The following is a 16,729-nucleotide window of genomic DNA, read 5'->3' on the forward strand; positions in this document are numbered from 1 at the left end:
CGCGCCGTGCCGCCGTAAGCGGGACCCCACAACCATGACCACGTACTCCTCGCGAGAAGACAGAAAGTAAGTGCGTGCACGAATGCCCGACCAGGCCGGGCGGAAGCCACCGGGAACGCTAGAACACCGAAACCCCACCTCAGGGGCCCACACCCGTTTCAGATCAGCGTGTCGCCGTGTTCGCCGACACCGCGCACCCCGTCCCCAGCTTTGCTACCCCCCAGCCCCCGCACGCTATACTCGGCACGGTCGAACCGGGCCCCACCCCGACCCCGACCAACCCCGCCTTCGTAGCTCAGGGGATAGAGCACCGCTCTCCTAAAGCGGGTGTCGCAGGTTCGAATCCTGCCGAGGGCACAAGAATTTCCGCAGGTCAGGTCACTCTGGGTGGCCGCACAGGCCGTCACCCAGTACCCACCGAGAAGGCCCCGATACTCGACGACAAGGGCCTCCTGACCGCCAACGCGGTCTATCCGATGCCGTGGCGACTCGGCTGCGACCCGCTGCGCGTCGAACAGGACCAGCGCGGACGGCAGATCATCACCATCGAGTTGCAGGCGGGAGCGTCGGACACCTTCCCGTTCGAGCGGAGCGGCGGTTCAGGACCCGGCCGGGGCCTGCAATTTCGCCCGTAGGACCTTGCCGCTGGCGTTTCGCGGGATCTCGTCGAGCACGACGAATCGCTTGGGCACCTTGTAGCGCTCGAGCCCATCACGCACAAACTGTTTGAGCGCGTCCTCTCCTGGCGCGACCGCATCGGGTCCGAGCACGATGAAGGCGTTGAGGACTTGCCCGAATTCGGGATCCGGAACGCCGATCACGACCGCGTCGGTGATGCCGGAGTGAGTGGCGAGGCGGTCCTCGACCTCGCCGGGGAAGATGTTCTCCCCGCCGGAGACGATCATGTCGTCGGCACGGCCGTCGATGAACAACCTGCGCTGCGCATCGAAATGGCCCATGTCGCCGGTGCAGACATGCCCGTCGACGACCTCCTTGACCGAGACTTTCGCCGCGGGGTCAGGGGTGTATCCGGCGTATTCCAGACCGCTGCGCACGAAGATCTCACCGACCTCCCCCGGCGCGGCTTCGGTGCGGTCACCGCGCAGAACGCGGACCGACACCCCGAGCGCGGCCCGGCCGATGGTGTCGGGCGCGGCGACGAGGTCGGCGGGAGTGGCGATCGTGACCAGGCCCGCCTCGGTCGAGCCGTACCCATTGACCAGGATCGGTCCGAAGGCGTCGATCAGGTTCGCGATCGTGGTCGGTGAGATCGGCGCGGCGCCGGTGACCATGATCCGCAATGCCGAACGTGCCGAAGCATTTTCAGCAAGTTCCGGCACGGCGAGCAGCCGTTGCAGCATGACCGGCACCGCCATCACCACGGTGACTCGATGACGGGTGATGTCGTCGAGCGCGGTAGCGGCGTCGAAGCGACGGCGGCAGATCGCGGTCGCTCCCAGGGCCAGCGGACCGAGCAGCGACAACAATCCGAAGCCGTGGAACATCGGCGGCGCGACCAGCACCCGGTCGGTGGACCGCAGTCGCAGGATCGCCATCGCGGTCAGTGTGAGCGCCACGATCGCGGTCGGCTTCACCGCTCGCGGCACACCCTTGGCCAGCCCGGTGGTGCCCGAGGTCAACAGGGTCATCTTGACCGCGTGGCGAACGCGCGGCGGGCGCGGGTGACTGCGGGAAGCCAGCTCGCCCAGCGTCGTCAGTCCGGCGTCGTCGGCGTGCGGTTCGCGCCACGCCAGCACCCGCATGCCCTGGTAGTCGGCCTTCGCGACGGCGGCGGCGTACTCGTCGTCGTAGATCAGCACGTCGGGGTTGTGCCGGGCCAGGACAGCGTGCAGCTGCGGGGCGGGCAGCTCGGTGTTGATGAAGATCAACTCCGCACCCAGTTGCGCACCTGCGGCCATCGCTTCGGCGAACCCGCGATGGTTGCGGCAGAGGATGCCCACCGACATCGGCGGGCTCGCGCACGCGGCGTACAGCGCCGCGGCGATCGCTTCGGCACGTTGCTGCAACTGCCGATAGGTCAGCTGTCCGGCGTCGTCGATGATCGCGATCTTGTCCGGGTGACGAATCGCGCTGGCCGCCAGCAACATCGCCGGGGTCGGCCCGAACCGGTAGAGGCCGCGCGCCAACGCCACGGCTTTGCGCGGGCCTACCGGGGCGAGCATGCCCGAAGCAACGACCGCCGGTAACGCCGAACCCCATTGACGCAGACTCTGGGTCAGCTCACCGGGCATTCGTGCGCACCTGTTCCTGATCGCCACCGGCGGAATCGGTGACATTCGACGAGGCCGGCTCGCCCCGGGTCGGCGGCCGCAACCGCGACAGCGAGGCCTCGGTGTCACCGAGGTTGCGGAAGACCCGTTCCATCAGCACTTCCAGCGGTAGCCGGAACACGGTAGCGATCACCGCGGAGGGAAAGCCGTAGAGCGGGGTCATCGTTCGCGGCTTCTTCACGACGGCCTTGGCCAGGACCTTCGCCGCGTCCTGCGGTGTCTGACCGGGCAGCACGCGCATCCAGCGGCTCGGCGCGCTCATCCGGGTATGCAGCAGGCCGCCGTAGAAGGTGGTCAGGGTGACTCCGTCAGCGCGGGCTTCAGCGCCGACCGCGCGCATCCACCAGTCGAAGGCCAGCTTCGACGACAGGTAGAAGCCCCATTTGGGGGCGTTGGGGAACATGATCCCGACGGTGGAGACGTTCACGATGTGGCCGCTGCCGCGGGCTCGCATGCCCGGCAGCAGGGCCAGCGTGAGCCGCATCGGTCCGAGGTAGTTGGCGCCGGACGTCGCGGCGATGTCCTTGGGCCGGTCATAGGACAGGTGAATCGAACGGCGCAACGACTTGCCCGCATTGTGGATGAGGACGTCGACCTCGCCCAAGTCGTAGCGCACCGCTGCGGCGAATTCCGCGATCGACTGCTCGTCGGTGAGATCGAGGCGGTACGGATAGGCCTCGCCGCCGGCGGCGTTGATGTCCTCGGCCACCTCGAGCAGCCGATCCATCGACCGGGCCGCGACAACCACCCGGGCACCCGCAGCGGCGAACCACCGGGCGGTCGCCGCACCGACACCGAACGACGCCCCGGTGATCACGACCACCTTGCCCTCGACCTCGCTACGCAGGGCAGCTCGGCTGCGTAACCCGCGAGGACCGATGACCCATGCGACCGCTCGCGCGAGCGGCGTCTCGACGATCCGCGAGGGACCGGTGGGCAGCACTTCGGACATGGGTGATCACTCCATCGACTTCGACACGGTGGACAGGGGACCCAGGAAGGCCACGGCTTGGGGATCGGAGAGCGCGGCGTCGATGGCCCGCTGAGTCAGCTCGATGCTCGGGTCGGTGCGCAGCGCGGCCAGCACCGTGCCGAACATGTTGCCGACGACGAGGTCTTTGACCTGGTCGCGGCTGATATCGCGGGTGCGCGTCCAATGCAGCACCAGCCCCTCGATGAACGACACGAACCCGCTGATCGCGGCACGCAACACCGGCGAGGAGTCCGACCCGGTGACCTCGACGACCAGCGCATCGGTCAGGCGGATCTGGTGGCGGTCACGAATCTGGCGCACTTCAGCGTCGGCCACGTCGGCGAACAGCGCTTCGAAGGCTCGCGGCTGTTGCTCGGCCTCGTCGAGCAATCGGTCGATGCCGCGGGTCAGCCGGTCCAGCGCGGGGCCGCGCATCGCCAGCAGGTCACCCCAGAACTCCTCGGCGGCCTGTTCGAGAACGGCCAGGTAGAAGCCCCGCTTTCCGCCGAAGTGGTAGCTGATCGAACCGGCGGCGACACCGAGCGAGCGCGCCAGGTCCACGATCGAGACCTCCTCGTAGCGGTCGCTACTGAACGCGGCCTTGCCCGCCGCCAGCAGCGCCGCGCGCGACGCTTCGCCACGCCGATTGACGCCCATCCGACCTCCAATTTATGAATCAGATTCAATAACTGTGAGAGTAGGCAGCCGTACGCAGCACAGTCAAGGACTTTCTGAACGGTATTCAAACTTTGCGCCGACGAGACTGCTGCCTCGTACCCCGTGCTCGCGGCGCCGTCTCGAGTACGCCCGACTCCGATCCGCCGGATGGATAGGTGGCCGATGTCATCGGCGCGCACCGGTTGCTGGCGATACTCGAAGCCGCGGCCAGAGTGCACATGGCCCCGACGTCGCGCTGTTCGAGTTCGTGCCGGCCGATGTGCGGCCGGTGCCTGCGCGCCACCTGAAGATCGCCGTCGAGGTCATCTCACCGAGCCCCGTCAAGACAGACCGGCTCGAGAAGATGAGTGAGTACGCCGCGGCTGGAATCCCCTGGTACTGGCTGGTGAGCGTCTCCGACACCGACGTGACCAGTGAAGCCGGATTTCAGGCCGCCGGCTAGGAGCCGCTGAGGCTGGACGAACCCGCGCTCAGCAGTCGCGGGATGTTCGCGAAACAAACGGTGCGCGGGACTACCCAGCGTGGAAGACTGCTGAACTGCGACGGTCGGCATCTGTGGTGCTGAAAGAGGTTGGGACCGTGCGGGTTCGATCCGGCGGTTCGGGCGTCGAGGCGTCGCGTTGCGAGTTCCGTGCGATGGATCGAGGGTTTGATGAACGTAGGGTATGCGGTCCGATGGGCGGCTGAGCACGGGTTGCCGCGGCTGGGGCTGATGGCCCTGCACCGCAAGGGAGACACGTTCGCGCAGTTGCTCAGTGGCGACGAAGGCCGCAACGACCCGTACACGCTGATCGATCAGCTGCGCGGCGACGGCGGGGTGCAGACCGTCAAGACCGGGTACGCCGTCTTCGAACACGGACTGTGCAAGGAGATCCTGCGTGACCGGCGCTTCGGCGTGCGGACCCCGATCGATCCGATGCTGCCGGGGCCGATTCGCCGCTATGTCGAGTCGATCGAGTTGCCGCCCAATCCGATCGAAGCGCCGTCGATGTTCATGATGGACCCGCCCGAGCACAGCCGGCTGCGCAAGCCGGTCGCCTCGGCGTTCACCCCGCGCGCGGTGTCCCGGCTGGGCGATCGGGTGCGTGAGGTCACCACCGAACTGCTCGACGCGCTCGAGGCGAAGGGATCGGCCGAGCTGATCAGCGAATTCGCCGCGCAGGTCCCGGTGGCCGTCATCGGCGAGATGCTCGGGTTCCCGGACTCCGACCGCGAGATGTTCCTGGCCTGGGGCGAAGTGGTCACGCCGCTGCTCGATGTCGGCATCTCCTGGGAGACGCACCAGCGCGCGATGACCGCGACCGCGGCGATGAAGACCTACCTGGCCGACCACATCGAGAAGGTGCGCCGCGACCCCGGCGACGACATCTTCAGCACCCTGGTGACCTCCGGCGAGCTGAACACCACCGAGCTGATGGCCAGCGCGAACGTGCTGATGGGCGCGGGCTTCGAGACCACCATGAACCTGCTCGGCAACGCGATTCCGCTGTTGCTGGCCCATCCCGACCAGCTCGAACTCCTGCGCGCCGAGCCGCAGCACTGGCCCAACGCGATCGAGGAGATCCTGCGGTTCGAGCCGCCGGTGCAGCTGACCGCGCGGCGCGTGCTGGAACCGGTGGAACTGGGCGGCGCGCCGCTGCAACCGGGCAAGTCGGTGATCATGTCGCTGGCCGGCGCCAACCGCGACCCGGCCAAGTTCGAGGATCCGCATCGGTTCGACGTCACCCGCGCCAACGCCAAGGAGCATCTCGCCTTCGGCAGCGGCGTGCACGCCTGCATCGGAGCGAGCCTGGCCAGGCTCGAAGGCATCAACGCGCTGCCCGCCCTGTTCGAACGCTTCCCGGACCTGCGGCTCGACGGCGAACCGCGCCGTCGTGGCCTGTCGACCCTGCACGGTTTCGATCGCATGCCCGCGGTACTGAGTCAGTCGGCGGACGTGGTGCCCGCCTCCACCGGGGACGGTGCGACCCAGAGCTGACGGCGCCGTCAGAACTTGCCGGTGTGGTGCCCGATTCGATGGCCGAGTCGGGCACCCAGCTCGGCGACGAACTCGTCGGTGAGCGGCGGCCAGCCCCAGAAGTCGAAAGCCAGGGCGCCGAGGGCGAATTCGTCGGCCCACTCCCAGTCGGTGACCGGACTCGCGGTGCCGCAGGAAACGCAGGTCACCGCGCCGGCGCCGGTGTCGCGCCAGGCGTCGATGGCGTCGGCGAACGGCTGCCAGACCGCCTTGTCCGCTTCCCACCGCTGCGGGTAGTCGATGATCACGGTGGTGGCCCGGCAGTGCGGGCAGTCGGCGGCGGAGGGCTCGATGGCGCCCTGGCCGGCGAAGTGCGGGTACCTGCCGACGATGACGGCGACCGGGCCCGGCATCCAGTCCGCGCCCCACTCCTGGGTGATCCGCGGCCATTCGGGGCCCGGCCGATAGCCTTCCTCGACCTGGAGGCTGTACATCGTGTCGCGCGAGGTCTCGCGCAGCAGCCAGCCGCGCGAGACCATCCACTCGACGGTCTGTTCGGCCAGTGCGCCCGCGTCGGCCGCGGCGACCTCGACGTCGACGATGCGTTCGAAATAGTCACCCACATCGGCATCGTGCCATCGAGCGCCGACAAAAACCCCGCTACCGCAGGCTTGTTCGGCTGTTACTGTCGCCAGCCGTGAGTACTCCGACTTCCCTCGCCGAGGTCCGCGCCCGCATCGACGCGATCGACAGCACCGTGATCGAACTCCTCGCGGCCAGGCAGGAACTCGTGCGCACGGCGGCGACGTTCAAGCGCGACGAGCACGCCGTCCGCGCGCCGGACCGGTTCGCCCAGCTGATCGCCTCGGTGCGCGAGCGCGCGGAAGCGGCCGGGCTCACGCCGGATATCGCGGAGACGATCTGGCGCGCGATGGTCGGCGCGTTCATCGAGATGGAGCTGGCCGAGCACGAGAAGTTCCGCTCACAGCCTTCTTGACCAGGGCGGCGATGCGGGTTTCATCGGCCGCGGTGAGAGCGGTGAGACCGAAGGCGGTGGGCCACATGGTGCCGTCGTCGATGGTGGCGGCGTCGCTGAAGCCCAGGGTGGCGTAGCGGGTCTTGAACTTGGCGGCGGCCTGGAAGAAGCAGACGACCTTGCCGTCCTTGGCCCAGGCGGGCTGGCCGTACCAGGTCTTGGGGGTGAGGTCGGGGGCGGTGGTCATCACGATCTGGTGGATGCGGGTCGCGATGGAGCGGTCGGGTTCGGCCATCTCGGCGATCTTGGCGAGCAGGTCGGCCTCGCCGTCGGCCTTGGACGTCTTGCCCCGCTTGGCCGCCGTTCTCAGCTCCTGCGCGTGCTCCTTCATCGCGGCGCGTTCCTCGGCGGAGAACCCGGCGGCGCTGCCAGACTTCGACGTGGGCATGTGACTTCCTCTCAGCGGCGGCGGCTCGCGGTCACGAACAACGCGATGCCGGCGGACAGCGCCAGGACGATCGCGATCGTCAGCAGGATGAGCGGTGTCGTCGCGGCGGCGTCGGCGCCGGGCCCCCCACTGCGGTGGATCAGCAGAGCCGCGATCAGCGGACCGATCATCGCCAGACCGGCGGCGGTCAGCACGACCCCGCCGGTCGTCAGCTCGACCGGGCCGAGGGACCACTTGGTTGCTCGCGGCCGGGAGCCGGTGCGTAGCAAACGATCGTCGACAGTCATGCCATCCCCTCTCGGGAACCCACCCGGAAATGCATCTGAACTGGCAACTGAACGGTACCGCGCCGAGACGTCGAACCAGGTGAGGCGAGACTCGACCGACGCCGGAACCGACAGCAGCTACCGGATAGCGACCAAAAGTGCCACATCGTTCGCACGAATGCGTCAACCGCCGGCGAGTCCGGGCGGCAACGGCCGGGACACGATGTACTGCCGGTATTCGGCGGGTGTCATCCCGGTCTCGCCACGGAAGACCCGATAGAAGTTCCGGTCGCTGGTGAATCCGCACGCGCGCGCGATCGACGACACCGTTCGCTCCGGCGCCGAGGTGAGCAGCTCGCGGGCGCGATCGACGCGCATCGCGCGCAGCAGCGTGGTCGGGCCGCCCTCGTCCCCGATCACCCGGAACAGCTTGCGCCGCGACATCCCGCACGCCGCCGCGATCCGCTGCGCGGTGAGATCCGGGTCGGCGAGATTGTCCCGCAGCGCCTCCTTCGAGACCCGGACGAGCAGCCCCTGGTAGTCGGAGGTTCGCGCCTCCTGCGGGCGCTCCCCGTCGACGATGAACATCGTTCCGGCGGGAGCGCGGAGGTAATGATCGCCGCAGGAGACCTCGCTGATGCCGGACAGGGTCAGGCAGGCCAGCGCGTACGGCGCCGGCGCGCGGGCGATATGGCGCCGAGTGCGGCGAGCGAGCTCGGCCGAGTTGGCCGCGATGGCCATCGAGATCGGCTCGGCCGTGACCTTCGGGGTCAGGGCACCGTAGAACGGCCCGTCACCGAGCGGCTCCATGGAGCACGGCAGCACCGACTCGCTCATGATCGACGTCCAGAGATCGAACGACTCGTGTGGGGACACCTCGGCCGTCGACATCTGTTGGCCGCCAACGACGACCTCGTCCTCGTCCATGCGATCCATGTTGGCACCGATTCTCAGTGACGAACAGGATCGTTCTCAGCGTGTCCTGCGGTCGAAACGGATTCGTGCCTGGTCGTGGGCGGAACGCAGAAGGTCGCGGACGACCGCGTCGGTGCGCTCGCCGGGATTCACGACGGCGAGCCAGTTGGCCGCGGCGTAGACCGGGTGGGCGATCACGGTGTCGTCGACGCTCGGGTCGGCCTGGTGGTCGGCCCACGCGCCGAACGCCTCCCGGCCCGCGGCGATATTGACCCGGAAGGTGTCGGGGCGGTCGAGGCGCGAGCTCCGGTCGTCCGGGTAGTCCTTGGTCACGACGGTGGCGAAGGGCTGGGTGGTGGCCGGGACGACGCCGTCGGGGGCGTAGTAGAAGAACGAGTCGCCCCAGCTGATCTCGGGCCATTCGCCGCCGGGGCCCGGCGCGAGGTGCAGGACGCCGCCGAGGCCGGTCACGTACTCGATGATCTCGTCTGATGTCATGATTCGAGCGTCTCATTGAAGCGCTTGTGTGGACTTTCCGCCGATGACGAGGAGTTTCTGGTGGTAAACCTCAACTCACCCGTCGGCCGCACGATCGATGTGGCGCGGCGCGCGGGGTACTCGGTCCAGCAGGTGCGCAATCTCGAACGCGACGGTGTGCTGCCGCCCGCCGACCGGTCGCCGGGCGGGCATCGGGGCTATCGCGAGATCCATGCGCGCTCGGCGCTCGCCTACCGAGCGCTCGCGGCGGGAGTCGGGCCGGTCGAGGCCAAGCGGATCATGCGAACCGCGCACGCCGGGGATCGGGCAGCCACGCTGGCGCTGCTCGACGCGGCGCACGCCGGCCTGCACACCGAACGCGCCGAGTTGGCGCTGGCCCGGCAGGCCGCCGAAGCCATTGCGGCGGAACCGATCACCGACGTGCGCGGATCCGACGCGATGAGCATCGCCGAGCTGGCCACGGCCCTCGGGCTGCGGACCTCGACGCTGCGGCATTGGGACGCCGAGGGTTTGGTGGTGCCCGATCGGAGGTCGTCGGGTCGGCACTACTCCCCCGCGCAGGTTCGTGACGCGCGCATCGTCCACCAGTTGCGGCGGGCGGGTTACCAGGTCGCGCAGGTGCGGGCGGTCATGCCGGAGTTACGGCGGCACTCGGGCCAGATCCGAGCAGCGCTGGCCGCCAGGGATTCCGCGATCACCGCCCGCTCACTCGCTCTCCTCGACGGTGCGGCGGCGCTGCGCGACCTGCTCGCCGGCTGATCAGGGCGCGGGTGTTTCCGCGGTGCTGCCGGACATCGGCATGGCGGGCAGCCCCAGCTTGCGATGGTCCCAGGACCGCACGCGCGTCGGCTCGACCCGCACGACGATCCGGTTGTTCATCATGGCCTCCACGAACGGCCTGACCTCGGGGCTGTACGGCCCGACATACCGCTCGTAGATGTCGATGCCCGCCTTCCAGTACTCCTCGTCCTCGGTGTCCTCGATCAGGTGCGCGGTGCCCTCGATCGAGACCCCACGCAACTGGTCGTAGGTGTCGCCGGCCTCGGCCATACAGGTGATGGTGGGATCGCGCCGCAGGTTGACCGCCTTCTGCGACTTCGACTTGGTCTCGAAGTAGAGGACACCGTCGATGTGCCCGAACCACATCGCCGTCAGATGCGGTTTCCCGTCGGCATTCAGCGTGGCCAGCGTGAGCACCCGGCTGCGGTCGAGAAACGCCGCGATCTCGTCCGCGCTCATCTGCACCACGGCCCGCTGCTTGATCCCCACCACATCCACCTTTCCGGCCACGACCATTCCCGCCGACCATACCGAGCCGTCCGCGCCGACGAGCCCGAAGCCGCGGATCTACCGCTGCTCCCGGGTGGATCCCGTTCCAGCCGATCGTGTCCGGGCGCTAGCGCACCGGTGGGTGCTCGGGGAGGTCGGCGGCCGCGGCGGCGACGGTCGGGTAGATCCCGATCGGGGTGTCGCCCGCCTCGGCCGAGCCGAGGACTGCGCCGAACTGGGCCACCGAGCGGGCGATGCGGAAGTCGATGCGGCGGTGCGCCAGGGCGTTGCGCAGGTCGAGCAGCATGGCGGTGGCGGTGACGTCGAGGGCGGGTGAGGTCTCGGCGTCGAGCACCACCAGGCGGGTGGCGTCGGTGCACAGGCTCTCGATCCGCGACCGCACATGCTCGGCGTTGGCGAAGAACAGGCCGGACTCCACGCGCACCACCAGCAGGTCGGGACGCGGGGTCAGCTCGGGGTGGCGGGCCGTATCCACCCACAGGGTGCCCTGTTTCGCGAGCGCGGCCACGTGCGGCTGCGAGGCTCGGTAGACCAGCAGCAGCACCGAGACACCGATACCGATGAGCAACCCGGGCAGGGTGTCGAAGAGCAGCACCCCGAACATGGCGGCGATGGCCGCGAGGAAGTCGGCGCGCGCGACCGGGCCGTAGATGCTGGCGAGCAGCTGGGTCCACACCCGGTAGAGGCGGCGCAGGGCGGCGATGTCGACGAGCTCGATCACCGCGGCGATGACCACCGCGGCCAGCGTCGCCTCGGGCAGCTGCTCGAACAGCCCGGTCAGGAACAGCAGCGTGAGCACGGTCAACACGGCGACGACGAGCCCACTGACCTGGGTTTTCGCGCCCGCCCCGCCGTTCACGGCGGTCTTGGAGAGGCTGCCGTTGACGACCATCCCCGAGCCGAGGCCGGATCCGAGATTGGCCGCGCCGAGGCCGAACAGTTCCCGGTTCGCGTCGATCGAGTAGCCCGCTTTGGCCGCATAGGTCTTCGCCGCGCCGAGCCCCTCGGCGAAGCCGATCAGCAGCACGCCGACGGCGGGTCCGAGCAGGTCGAGGTAGTCGTCGAAGCCGACACCGGACGGCAACCCGATCGACGGCAGACCCGCGTCGATGTGCCCGACGATGTCGACGCCCTTGTCGTCGAGCCCGAACAGCCGCACCGCGAGGATGCCGAGCAGCACGGCCAGCAGCGAGCCGGGTACCAGCGGCAGCCAGCGCCGCAGGCCGAGGACGACCGCGAGGCTGAGCAGCCCGATCAGCAGTGTGCGCCACTGGGTCTGGCCGAGATCGCTCAGCACACCCCAGGCCTGCTCGAAGAAGTCGCCGTCGTGCTTGTCGATGCCGAACAGCTTCGGTACCTGGCCGATGATGATGGTCAGGGCCAGCCCGACGATGAACCCCTTGAGTACCGGCTCGGAGATGAACGCGGCGATGAATCCCAACCGGATCAGCCCGGCCAGCAGGCCGACGAGGCCGGTGGCGATGGCCAGTGCCGTCGACAACGCGAGGTAGTGCCCGGCGTCGGCGCCCGCCAGCGGGGTGATGATGGCCGCCGACAGCGCCGCCGTCGCCGACATCGGGCCGACGACGAGGTGCCGCGAACTCCCGGCCAGGGCGTACAGGACCAGCGCGGGCACCGCCGCGTAGAGACCGACCACCGGCGGCACCCCGGCGATCGAGGCGTAGGCGAGCGCTTCGGGCACCAGCACCGCCCAGACGGTGAGCCCGGCGACGATGTCGGGCCGCAGCCACGCGCGCCGATACCCGTGCAGCGATTCGAAGATCGGTGGTGTGCGCACGACGAGCCCCTACCTCAGAGTCCGCCGATGCCCTTGCCGACGACGACCGCGCCCATCACCAGCAGCACGATCGCCATCACGGCGTGGTTGTTGGCCTGCAACCACTGCCGGGCGCTGTCAAGGGCGGGTCCCAGCCGGTCAGCGGCCAGCGCGTAGCCGACGACCACCGCGAGCACGGTCGTCGAGGCGAGCAGGGTGAACACCACGATCGCGACGGCGTCACCGCCCACGCTCAGCCCCGCCGAACCGATGACGACGCCCGCCGACAGGCACAGCAGCAGGTTCTTCGGATTCACTCCCGACAGCAGCATGCCGAGCCCGGCCGCCTTGACCACGGTGAGCGTGTCGATCGCCTGCATCCACGCCGGGACCGCGGTGTCGGAGCGCGCGTGCCACTGTTCGGCCGCGAGGACCAGAAGCAGTACGCCCAGCACGATCTTGACCCAGGACGCCACCGCCGACGGTTCCTTGTCGCCCGAGTCCCCCAGGGACCCGGCCAGCAGCGTCACCACGACGGTCACGATCAGAATCCCGCCGACCCAGCCGGCCGCGAACCCCTTCGCCGCGCCGCCCGCGTTCTTGGACAGGATCATGAGAATGGCCGCGACGATGGGGATCGGCGAGATCGCCACACCCACGGCCAGCGGAAGCAGATCACCGATGACTGAGCCCATGCGGTAACGCTAGGTCGGGCCGGGCGCTGGACGCGTCACACATTGTGGGTGAGATCGGCGTCGACGCCGACCGGCCGGTCTTCACCCACCCGGCGGTGAAGGTGCTGGTGTACAGCGTGCTGAGCTGATCAGGCGGCGAGCAGTTCGTAGAGGGCGGTGATGCTCTGGTCGCCGCGGCCCTCGTCGACAGCCCGGCGCAGCAGCTCGTGCATGGTCGCGTGCCAGGACAGGTCGACGCCGGTCTCGGTCGCCAGCCGTGGGTCGTCCTCGACGACGGTGTGGAACAACGCGACGCTCGAGCCGAGCCGGGTGTAGTCCTTGTCGTCGATCTCCCCGGCCAGGATCGGCAGCAGCGACTCGATCATCCGCAGCCACTTCCCCGAGTACGGCACCATCGAGCGCGCGGGCAGCCCCCGCGAGGCCAGCACCGCGGCGCCCTCGATGAAGCCGAGCAGTGCGGGCAGCAGGGTGGCGCCGACCGCGTATTCGTAGAGCGCGGCGAGATCCGGTTCGGCGCCGAGGAAGTCGAGCTCGCCGCCGAGCACGCGCAGGGTGTCGGCATGGGTGTCGAAGACCGCGCGGTCGCCGCCGAAGTACAGCAGGGTGTCGCGCAGCCCGACCGCGGCGGGCACGTTCTTGATCGCGCCGCCGAGGAACCGGGCGCCCGCAGCGTGCGCCCACCGCGCGAATTCCCGTGCCTGAGCCGGTGTCCCGCTGTTGAGCGTGATGACGTCACGGCCCGCGATCGATTCGGCGGCCGCCGCCATGCTCTCGCGGGTGGCGGCGAAACTCGTCAGGCAGGCGATGACCACTCGGCCCGCCGCGATCGCGTCGGCGATGTCGCGGTGGGCGGTCGCGCCCGCGTCGACCAGGGCGGTCGCGCGGTCGGGGCTGCGGTTCCACACGTGCGTCGGGTATCCGGCGGCGAGGAAAGCGGCGGCGAGCGCGGCGCCCATCGAGCCGGTGCCGAGCACGGTCACCGGCGGTTTGTCCGCTGAGGTCATCTGCGACTCCGATCCACAGCGCGGGACTCGGGGTGAGCACCGCGGTGATCCCGAGTGTCGGCGCGCGCCGCGCGGGCCGACAAGTACGCACTTTTGCCGTCAGTTGCTCACCTCCAGGTAAACCTCCAGGTCAGCGGCGTGCCGACGGGTGTGGTGTGCCCGGTGTCACCGCGGTCCGAGTCGGCCAGGTGCGACGCGCGGCGATTTGTGAAGATCGCCAAGGTCGCCTCGGTCCGACCTGCGGTTCGAGCGCGCGTCGTAGAGTTTCGCTCATGTCGGATGCCGAATTGACCGAGCTGGTGCAGCGCAATGTGGAGGAGGCGCTCCTCGGCGGACCGCGGCGCTACACACGCACGCAGGTCGCCGAACAGTCCGGTGTGCCGGAGGCGGAGTCGCGGCGATTGTGGACGGCGCTCGGCTTCCCGGCCACCGACGACGACCAGGTCGACTACACCCAGATCGACATCACCTCGGTCACCAACTTCCGCAGCATGAACGTCGTCGCCGCCTCCGATATCCGGCAGCAAGCCGCGGCCGCGCGCACCATCGGCCAGGGCATGGCGCGCCTGGCCGAATGGCAGGCCGACCTGGTACTGGCCGAGATCAAGGCGCGCGCCGCGGCGGCCGATCCGGCGCTGCCGCTCGACGAACGGGTCAGGGCCGCAACCGAATCCACCATGGCGAGCATCGAGCAGTTGCAGTCCTATGTGTGGCGCAGGCATCTGGCGGCCGCGGTCGCGCGGTCGGCGGACGCCACCACCGGGGAGGACTCGACGCGGACGCTGGCCGTCGGCTTCGCCGACATGGTCGGCTTCACCCGGCTCACCCGGCACCTGCACCCCGACGAATTGTCCACGCTGCTGGAGGCTTTCGAGTCGACCACCACCTCCGCGATCACCGACAACGGCGGCTGGGTGATCAAGAACGTCGGCGACGAGGTGATGTTCGCCGCCGAGACCGCCGAGGACGCGGCCCGGATCTCGCTCGCCATCCAGGAATCGACGATGCTGGTCGGCGGCACACCGGAACTGCGGGTCGCCTTCGCCTACGGCGAGGTGTTGCAGCGCTTCGGCGACCTGTACGGCTCGGTGGTCAATATCGCCGCGCGGCTCACCGGTGTCGCCAGGCCGGGCAACATCCTGATCGACGACGCCGCCGCCGAGGCGCTCGCGGGCCACCGCGACTTCGCCATCCGGCATCTGCGCAGCGTGCGGGTGCGCGGCTTCAACCGGCTGCGCCCGCACCGACTGCGCCCGGCCTCCTGACCGCCGGGCCGCACACCATTCTCTAGGGTGTCGACGTGGAGATGGACTGGCAGAGCGTGCGCGAGCAGTACACCGTGTTCGCCGACGACGCGGTGCTCGCGCTGAACAAGCCGGCCGGGATCTCGGTGACCGGGGAGCGCCACGACACCGACCTGGTCGAGCTGGCGCAGGCGGCGGGCACCCAGCTGTACCCGGTGCACCGGATCGACAAGGTCACCTCGGGACTGGTCCTGCTGGCCATCGATCTGGCCGCGCACGGTCAACTGACCAGGCAGTTCACCAAGCAGACCGCACGCAAGGCGTACCTGGCGATCGTCTCCGGCACCGATCTGCCCGAGCGCGGCGAACTCGATTTGCCACTGAGCGTCGGGCGCAAGAACCGGGTGCGGATCGCCGCCCCACGCGAGGCGATCCGCCGCGTCGGCGAGCGGTGGTCCGTCGACGACGCCGACCTGCTGCCCACGAAGAACTATCCCTCGCGCACCAGGTTCGCCACGGTCGCCCGGCACGGCGAACACACACTGCTCGCCGTCGCGCCGGTCACCGGCCGCCGCCACCAGATCCGGGTGCAGCTGGCCTGGATCGGCCACCCGATCCTGGGCGACCCGCTCTTCGACCGCACCGCCGTCTTCCCGCGGACCCACCTGCACTCCTGGCGACTCGGCCTCGACGCCGACTGGCTCACCCCACCGGTGCTCGACCTGCAAGCGACCCCCGGCCCCGACTTCTGGACACCGCTGGCCGCCGACCCGGACGCGGCGGAGCGGTTGCTGCGCACCGCGTCCGAGCGGCTGGCCGACCTGGTCGGCTGAGCCGGCGGGAGTCCGAGCCAGCCGGGCCGTCCGGTCGCGGCGGGAAGCCGGACCGGACGCGGTCGTCCGATCAACCGGCCGCGGGCCGAGTACCGAGGCGAGCGGCCGGGTCACCGACGTCGCCGCCGCACGGAGCGACGAGCTGGTCGGCCTCGACAGCGGTCGTGACGATCCGTCGCCGACGGCTCGGCATCATCAAGGTCGGGTGGCCGACGCTCCAGGCGGCGCCCGCGCAGATGAACTCCTTGACGCGGGCGCCCAGGCGGCCGGTCAGCACGGTCGAGGTGGGCTGATCGTCGAAGGTCACCTTCTGGAGGATGCCGTCGCGGCGGCCCAGGCTGATGCACTGGGTGGCATAGCCGATCTGCTCGTCGGGGACCGGTCGACCGGTGAGGCGGGCGGCGATGGCGTCACCGGCCCGCCAGGCCATCGGACTGCCGGTGGCGCACGCCATCCGCAGCGGCACACCGCCGGGACCGTCCGCGAGCGCGGCGTCGCCCACGGCGTACACGTCGGGGTGCGAGACCGAGCGCATGGTGGCGTCGACGACGACGCGGCCGGTGTCGGAGACCGTCAGCGTGGTGGCCGCGGCGATGGGGTGCACCGCGAAACCCGCGGTCCACACGGTCACCGCCGCCGGGATCTCCGTGGCGCCCACGACCACGGCGGTCGCGGTGACGCGGGTGACGTCGGCGTGCGCGTGCACCGTGATGCCGAGCCGGTCGAACACCGTGCGCAGGTGCCGCTGGGCCTTGTCGCTCAGCCAGTCGCCGACCCCGGCGCGCGCGGCGATCGACACGGCGAGATCCGGGCGGGCCTCGGCGATCTCGGTCGCGGCTTCGATGCCGGTCAGGCCACCGCCGACGACCACCACCGGCGCGCCC

19 protein-coding genes and 1 tRNA gene are annotated in these 16,729 nt (G+C 69.6%); 7 read left to right on the top strand and 13 right to left on the bottom strand.

The features are described 5' to 3' along the window. The first annotated feature begins 284 nt into the window (after positions 1-284). Positions 285-357 (top strand) — tRNA-Arg (locus V8688_RS23105). Between the two features lie 242 nt (positions 358-599). Here V8688_RS23105 and V8688_RS23110 read toward each other — a convergent pair. From V8688_RS23110 to V8688_RS23120, 3 genes are read right to left on the bottom strand one after another with little or no spacing between them, the layout of a single operon-like run. After that, positions 600-2,252, bottom strand: a complete 1,653-nt coding sequence (locus V8688_RS23110; RefSeq protein WP_316573497.1) for an AMP-binding protein — start codon at positions 2,250-2,252, stop codon at positions 600-602. After that, positions 2,242-3,243: an SDR family NAD(P)-dependent oxidoreductase gene (locus V8688_RS23115; protein WP_342801675.1), complete on the bottom strand. Its 1,002-nt coding sequence runs from the start codon at positions 3,241-3,243 to the stop codon at positions 2,242-2,244. The genes V8688_RS23110 and V8688_RS23115 overlap by 11 nt, the downstream gene beginning before the upstream one ends. 6 nt (positions 3,244-3,249) lie before the next feature. Beyond that, positions 3,250-3,921 (bottom strand): helix-turn-helix domain-containing protein, encoded by a 672-nt coding sequence (locus V8688_RS23120; protein ID WP_316573495.1) that lies wholly within the window; start codon positions 3,919-3,921, stop codon positions 3,250-3,252. A 34-nt stretch (positions 3,922-3,955) separates the two neighbouring features. Between V8688_RS23120 and V8688_RS23125 the strand changes: the two genes are divergently transcribed. After that, positions 3,956-4,384, top strand: a complete 429-nt coding sequence (locus tag V8688_RS23125; RefSeq protein WP_316573494.1) for a Uma2 family endonuclease — start codon at positions 3,956-3,958, stop codon at positions 4,382-4,384. A 210-nt stretch (positions 4,385-4,594) separates the two neighbouring features. Beyond that, complete coding sequence (locus V8688_RS23130) at positions 4,595-5,920, top strand: cytochrome P450 (RefSeq protein ID WP_218720768.1); 1,326 nt, start codon at positions 4,595-4,597, stop codon at positions 5,918-5,920. Positions 5,921-5,928: 8 nt separating this feature from the next. Here the strand turns inward: V8688_RS23130 and V8688_RS23135 are convergent, their stop codons facing one another. Then, the gene (locus V8688_RS23135; protein ID WP_342801676.1) at positions 5,929-6,522 is read right to left on the bottom strand and encodes a hypothetical protein; all 594 of its coding nucleotides are present in this window, start codon (positions 6,520-6,522) and stop codon (positions 5,929-5,931) included. A 74-nt stretch (positions 6,523-6,596) separates the two neighbouring features. Between V8688_RS23135 and V8688_RS23140 the strand changes: the two genes are divergently transcribed. Then, a complete protein-coding gene (locus V8688_RS23140) occupies positions 6,597-6,896 on the top strand; it encodes a chorismate mutase (RefSeq protein ID WP_218720770.1) in 300 nt (99 codons plus the stop codon). Here V8688_RS23140 and V8688_RS23145 read toward each other — a convergent pair. The 4 genes from V8688_RS23145 to V8688_RS23160 all read right to left on the bottom strand — a co-directional run bounded on the left by V8688_RS23145 (position 6,844) and on the right by V8688_RS23160 (position 9,002). After that, entirely contained in the window at positions 6,844-7,323 is a 480-nt protein-coding gene (locus V8688_RS23145) for a DUF1801 domain-containing protein (protein ID WP_218720771.1), read from the bottom strand. The two genes, V8688_RS23140 and V8688_RS23145, sit on opposite strands and share 53 nt — an antisense overlap. 11 nt (positions 7,324-7,334) lie before the next feature. Beyond that, positions 7,335-7,610 carry a hypothetical protein gene (locus V8688_RS23150; RefSeq protein WP_218720772.1) on the bottom strand — a complete coding sequence of 92 codons (276 nt, stop codon included), beginning with the start codon at positions 7,608-7,610 and terminating at the stop codon, positions 7,335-7,337. A 162-nt stretch (positions 7,611-7,772) separates the two neighbouring features. Continuing rightward, a complete protein-coding gene (locus V8688_RS23155) occupies positions 7,773-8,516 on the bottom strand; it encodes a helix-turn-helix transcriptional regulator (protein ID WP_342801677.1) in 744 nt (247 codons plus the stop codon). 45 nt (positions 8,517-8,561) lie between these two features. Then, positions 8,562-9,002, bottom strand: coding sequence for a DUF6194 family protein (locus V8688_RS23160; protein WP_218720774.1), 441 nt, complete (start codon positions 9,000-9,002; stop codon positions 8,562-8,564). Positions 9,003-9,062: 60 nt separating this feature from the next. Here V8688_RS23160 and V8688_RS23165 point away from each other — a divergent pair, with 60 nt between their 5' ends. Beyond that, on the top strand, positions 9,063-9,761 hold the full coding sequence (locus tag V8688_RS23165; protein ID WP_342801678.1) for a MerR family transcriptional regulator: 699 nt from the start codon (positions 9,063-9,065) through the stop codon (positions 9,759-9,761). Here the strand turns inward: V8688_RS23165 and V8688_RS23170 are convergent, their stop codons facing one another. From V8688_RS23170 to V8688_RS23185, 4 genes are all read right to left on the bottom strand, one after another. Then, positions 9,762-10,271, bottom strand: coding sequence for a PPOX class F420-dependent oxidoreductase (locus V8688_RS23170; protein ID WP_218720798.1), 510 nt, complete (start codon positions 10,269-10,271; stop codon positions 9,762-9,764). It abuts the gene before it with no gap. 127 nt (positions 10,272-10,398) lie between these two features. Beyond that, positions 10,399-12,090, bottom strand: a complete 1,692-nt coding sequence (locus tag V8688_RS23175; protein WP_308248613.1) for a SulP family inorganic anion transporter — start codon at positions 12,088-12,090, stop codon at positions 10,399-10,401. Between the two features lie 14 nt (positions 12,091-12,104). Then, positions 12,105-12,764, bottom strand: coding sequence for a GAP family protein (locus V8688_RS23180; RefSeq protein WP_218720776.1), 660 nt, complete (start codon positions 12,762-12,764; stop codon positions 12,105-12,107). A 128-nt stretch (positions 12,765-12,892) separates the two neighbouring features. After that, the gene (locus V8688_RS23185; RefSeq protein ID WP_342801679.1) at positions 12,893-13,768 is read right to left on the bottom strand and encodes an NAD(P)-binding domain-containing protein; all 876 of its coding nucleotides are present in this window, start codon (positions 13,766-13,768) and stop codon (positions 12,893-12,895) included. 272 nt (positions 13,769-14,040) lie between these two features. On the opposite strand from V8688_RS23185, the gene V8688_RS23190 reads away from it, so the two are divergent. Together V8688_RS23190 and V8688_RS23195 are read left to right on the top strand one after the other, a co-directional pair. Continuing rightward, positions 14,041-15,033, top strand: a complete 993-nt coding sequence (locus tag V8688_RS23190; RefSeq protein ID WP_218720778.1) for an adenylate/guanylate cyclase domain-containing protein — start codon at positions 14,041-14,043, stop codon at positions 15,031-15,033. Between the two features lie 41 nt (positions 15,034-15,074). Beyond that, a complete protein-coding gene (locus tag V8688_RS23195; protein ID WP_255588415.1) occupies positions 15,075-15,845 on the top strand; it encodes an RNA pseudouridine synthase in 771 nt (256 codons plus the stop codon). 70 nt (positions 15,846-15,915) lie between these two features. Here V8688_RS23195 and V8688_RS23200 read toward each other — a convergent pair. Further along, the coding region (locus V8688_RS23200; RefSeq protein ID WP_342801680.1) for an FAD-dependent oxidoreductase at positions 15,916-16,729 on the bottom strand (814 nt) is incomplete at its 5' end.

The organism is Nocardia sp. No.11 (assembly GCF_038752175.1).
GTDB lineage: Bacteria > Actinomycetota > Actinomycetes > Mycobacteriales > Mycobacteriaceae > Nocardia > Nocardia canadensis.

Bases quoted from the DNA above. Each gene is read 5' to 3' on its own strand.
- V8688_RS23110 (WP_316573497.1), bottom strand. From the start codon at position 2,252: ATGCCCGGTGAGCTGACCCAGAGTCTGCGTCAATGGGGTTCGGCGTTA.
- V8688_RS23115 (WP_342801675.1), bottom strand. From the start codon at position 3,243: ATGTCCGAAGTGCTGCCCACCGGTCCCTCGCGGATCGTCGAGACGCCG.
- V8688_RS23120 (WP_316573495.1), bottom strand. From the start codon at position 3,921: ATGGGCGTCAATCGGCGTGGCGAAGCGTCGCGCGCGGCGCTGCTGGCG.
- V8688_RS23130 (WP_218720768.1), top strand. From the start codon at position 4,595: ATGAACGTAGGGTATGCGGTCCGATGGGCGGCTGAGCACGGGTTGCCG.
- V8688_RS23145 (WP_218720771.1), bottom strand. From the start codon at position 7,323: ATGCCCACGTCGAAGTCTGGCAGCGCCGCCGGGTTCTCCGCCGAGGAA.
- V8688_RS23150 (WP_218720772.1), bottom strand. From the start codon at position 7,610: ATGACTGTCGACGATCGTTTGCTACGCACCGGCTCCCGGCCGCGAGCA.
- V8688_RS23155 (WP_342801677.1), bottom strand. From the start codon at position 8,516: ATGGACGAGGACGAGGTCGTCGTTGGCGGCCAACAGATGTCGACGGCC.
- V8688_RS23160 (WP_218720774.1), bottom strand. From the start codon at position 9,002: ATGACATCAGACGAGATCATCGAGTACGTGACCGGCCTCGGCGGCGTC.
- V8688_RS23180 (WP_218720776.1), bottom strand. From the start codon at position 12,764: ATGGGCTCAGTCATCGGTGATCTGCTTCCGCTGGCCGTGGGTGTGGCG.
- V8688_RS23185 (WP_342801679.1), bottom strand. From the start codon at position 13,768: ATGACCTCAGCGGACAAACCGCCGGTGACCGTGCTCGGCACCGGCTCG.
- V8688_RS23190 (WP_218720778.1), top strand. From the start codon at position 14,041: ATGTCGGATGCCGAATTGACCGAGCTGGTGCAGCGCAATGTGGAGGAG.
- V8688_RS23195 (WP_255588415.1), top strand. From the start codon at position 15,075: ATGGACTGGCAGAGCGTGCGCGAGCAGTACACCGTGTTCGCCGACGAC.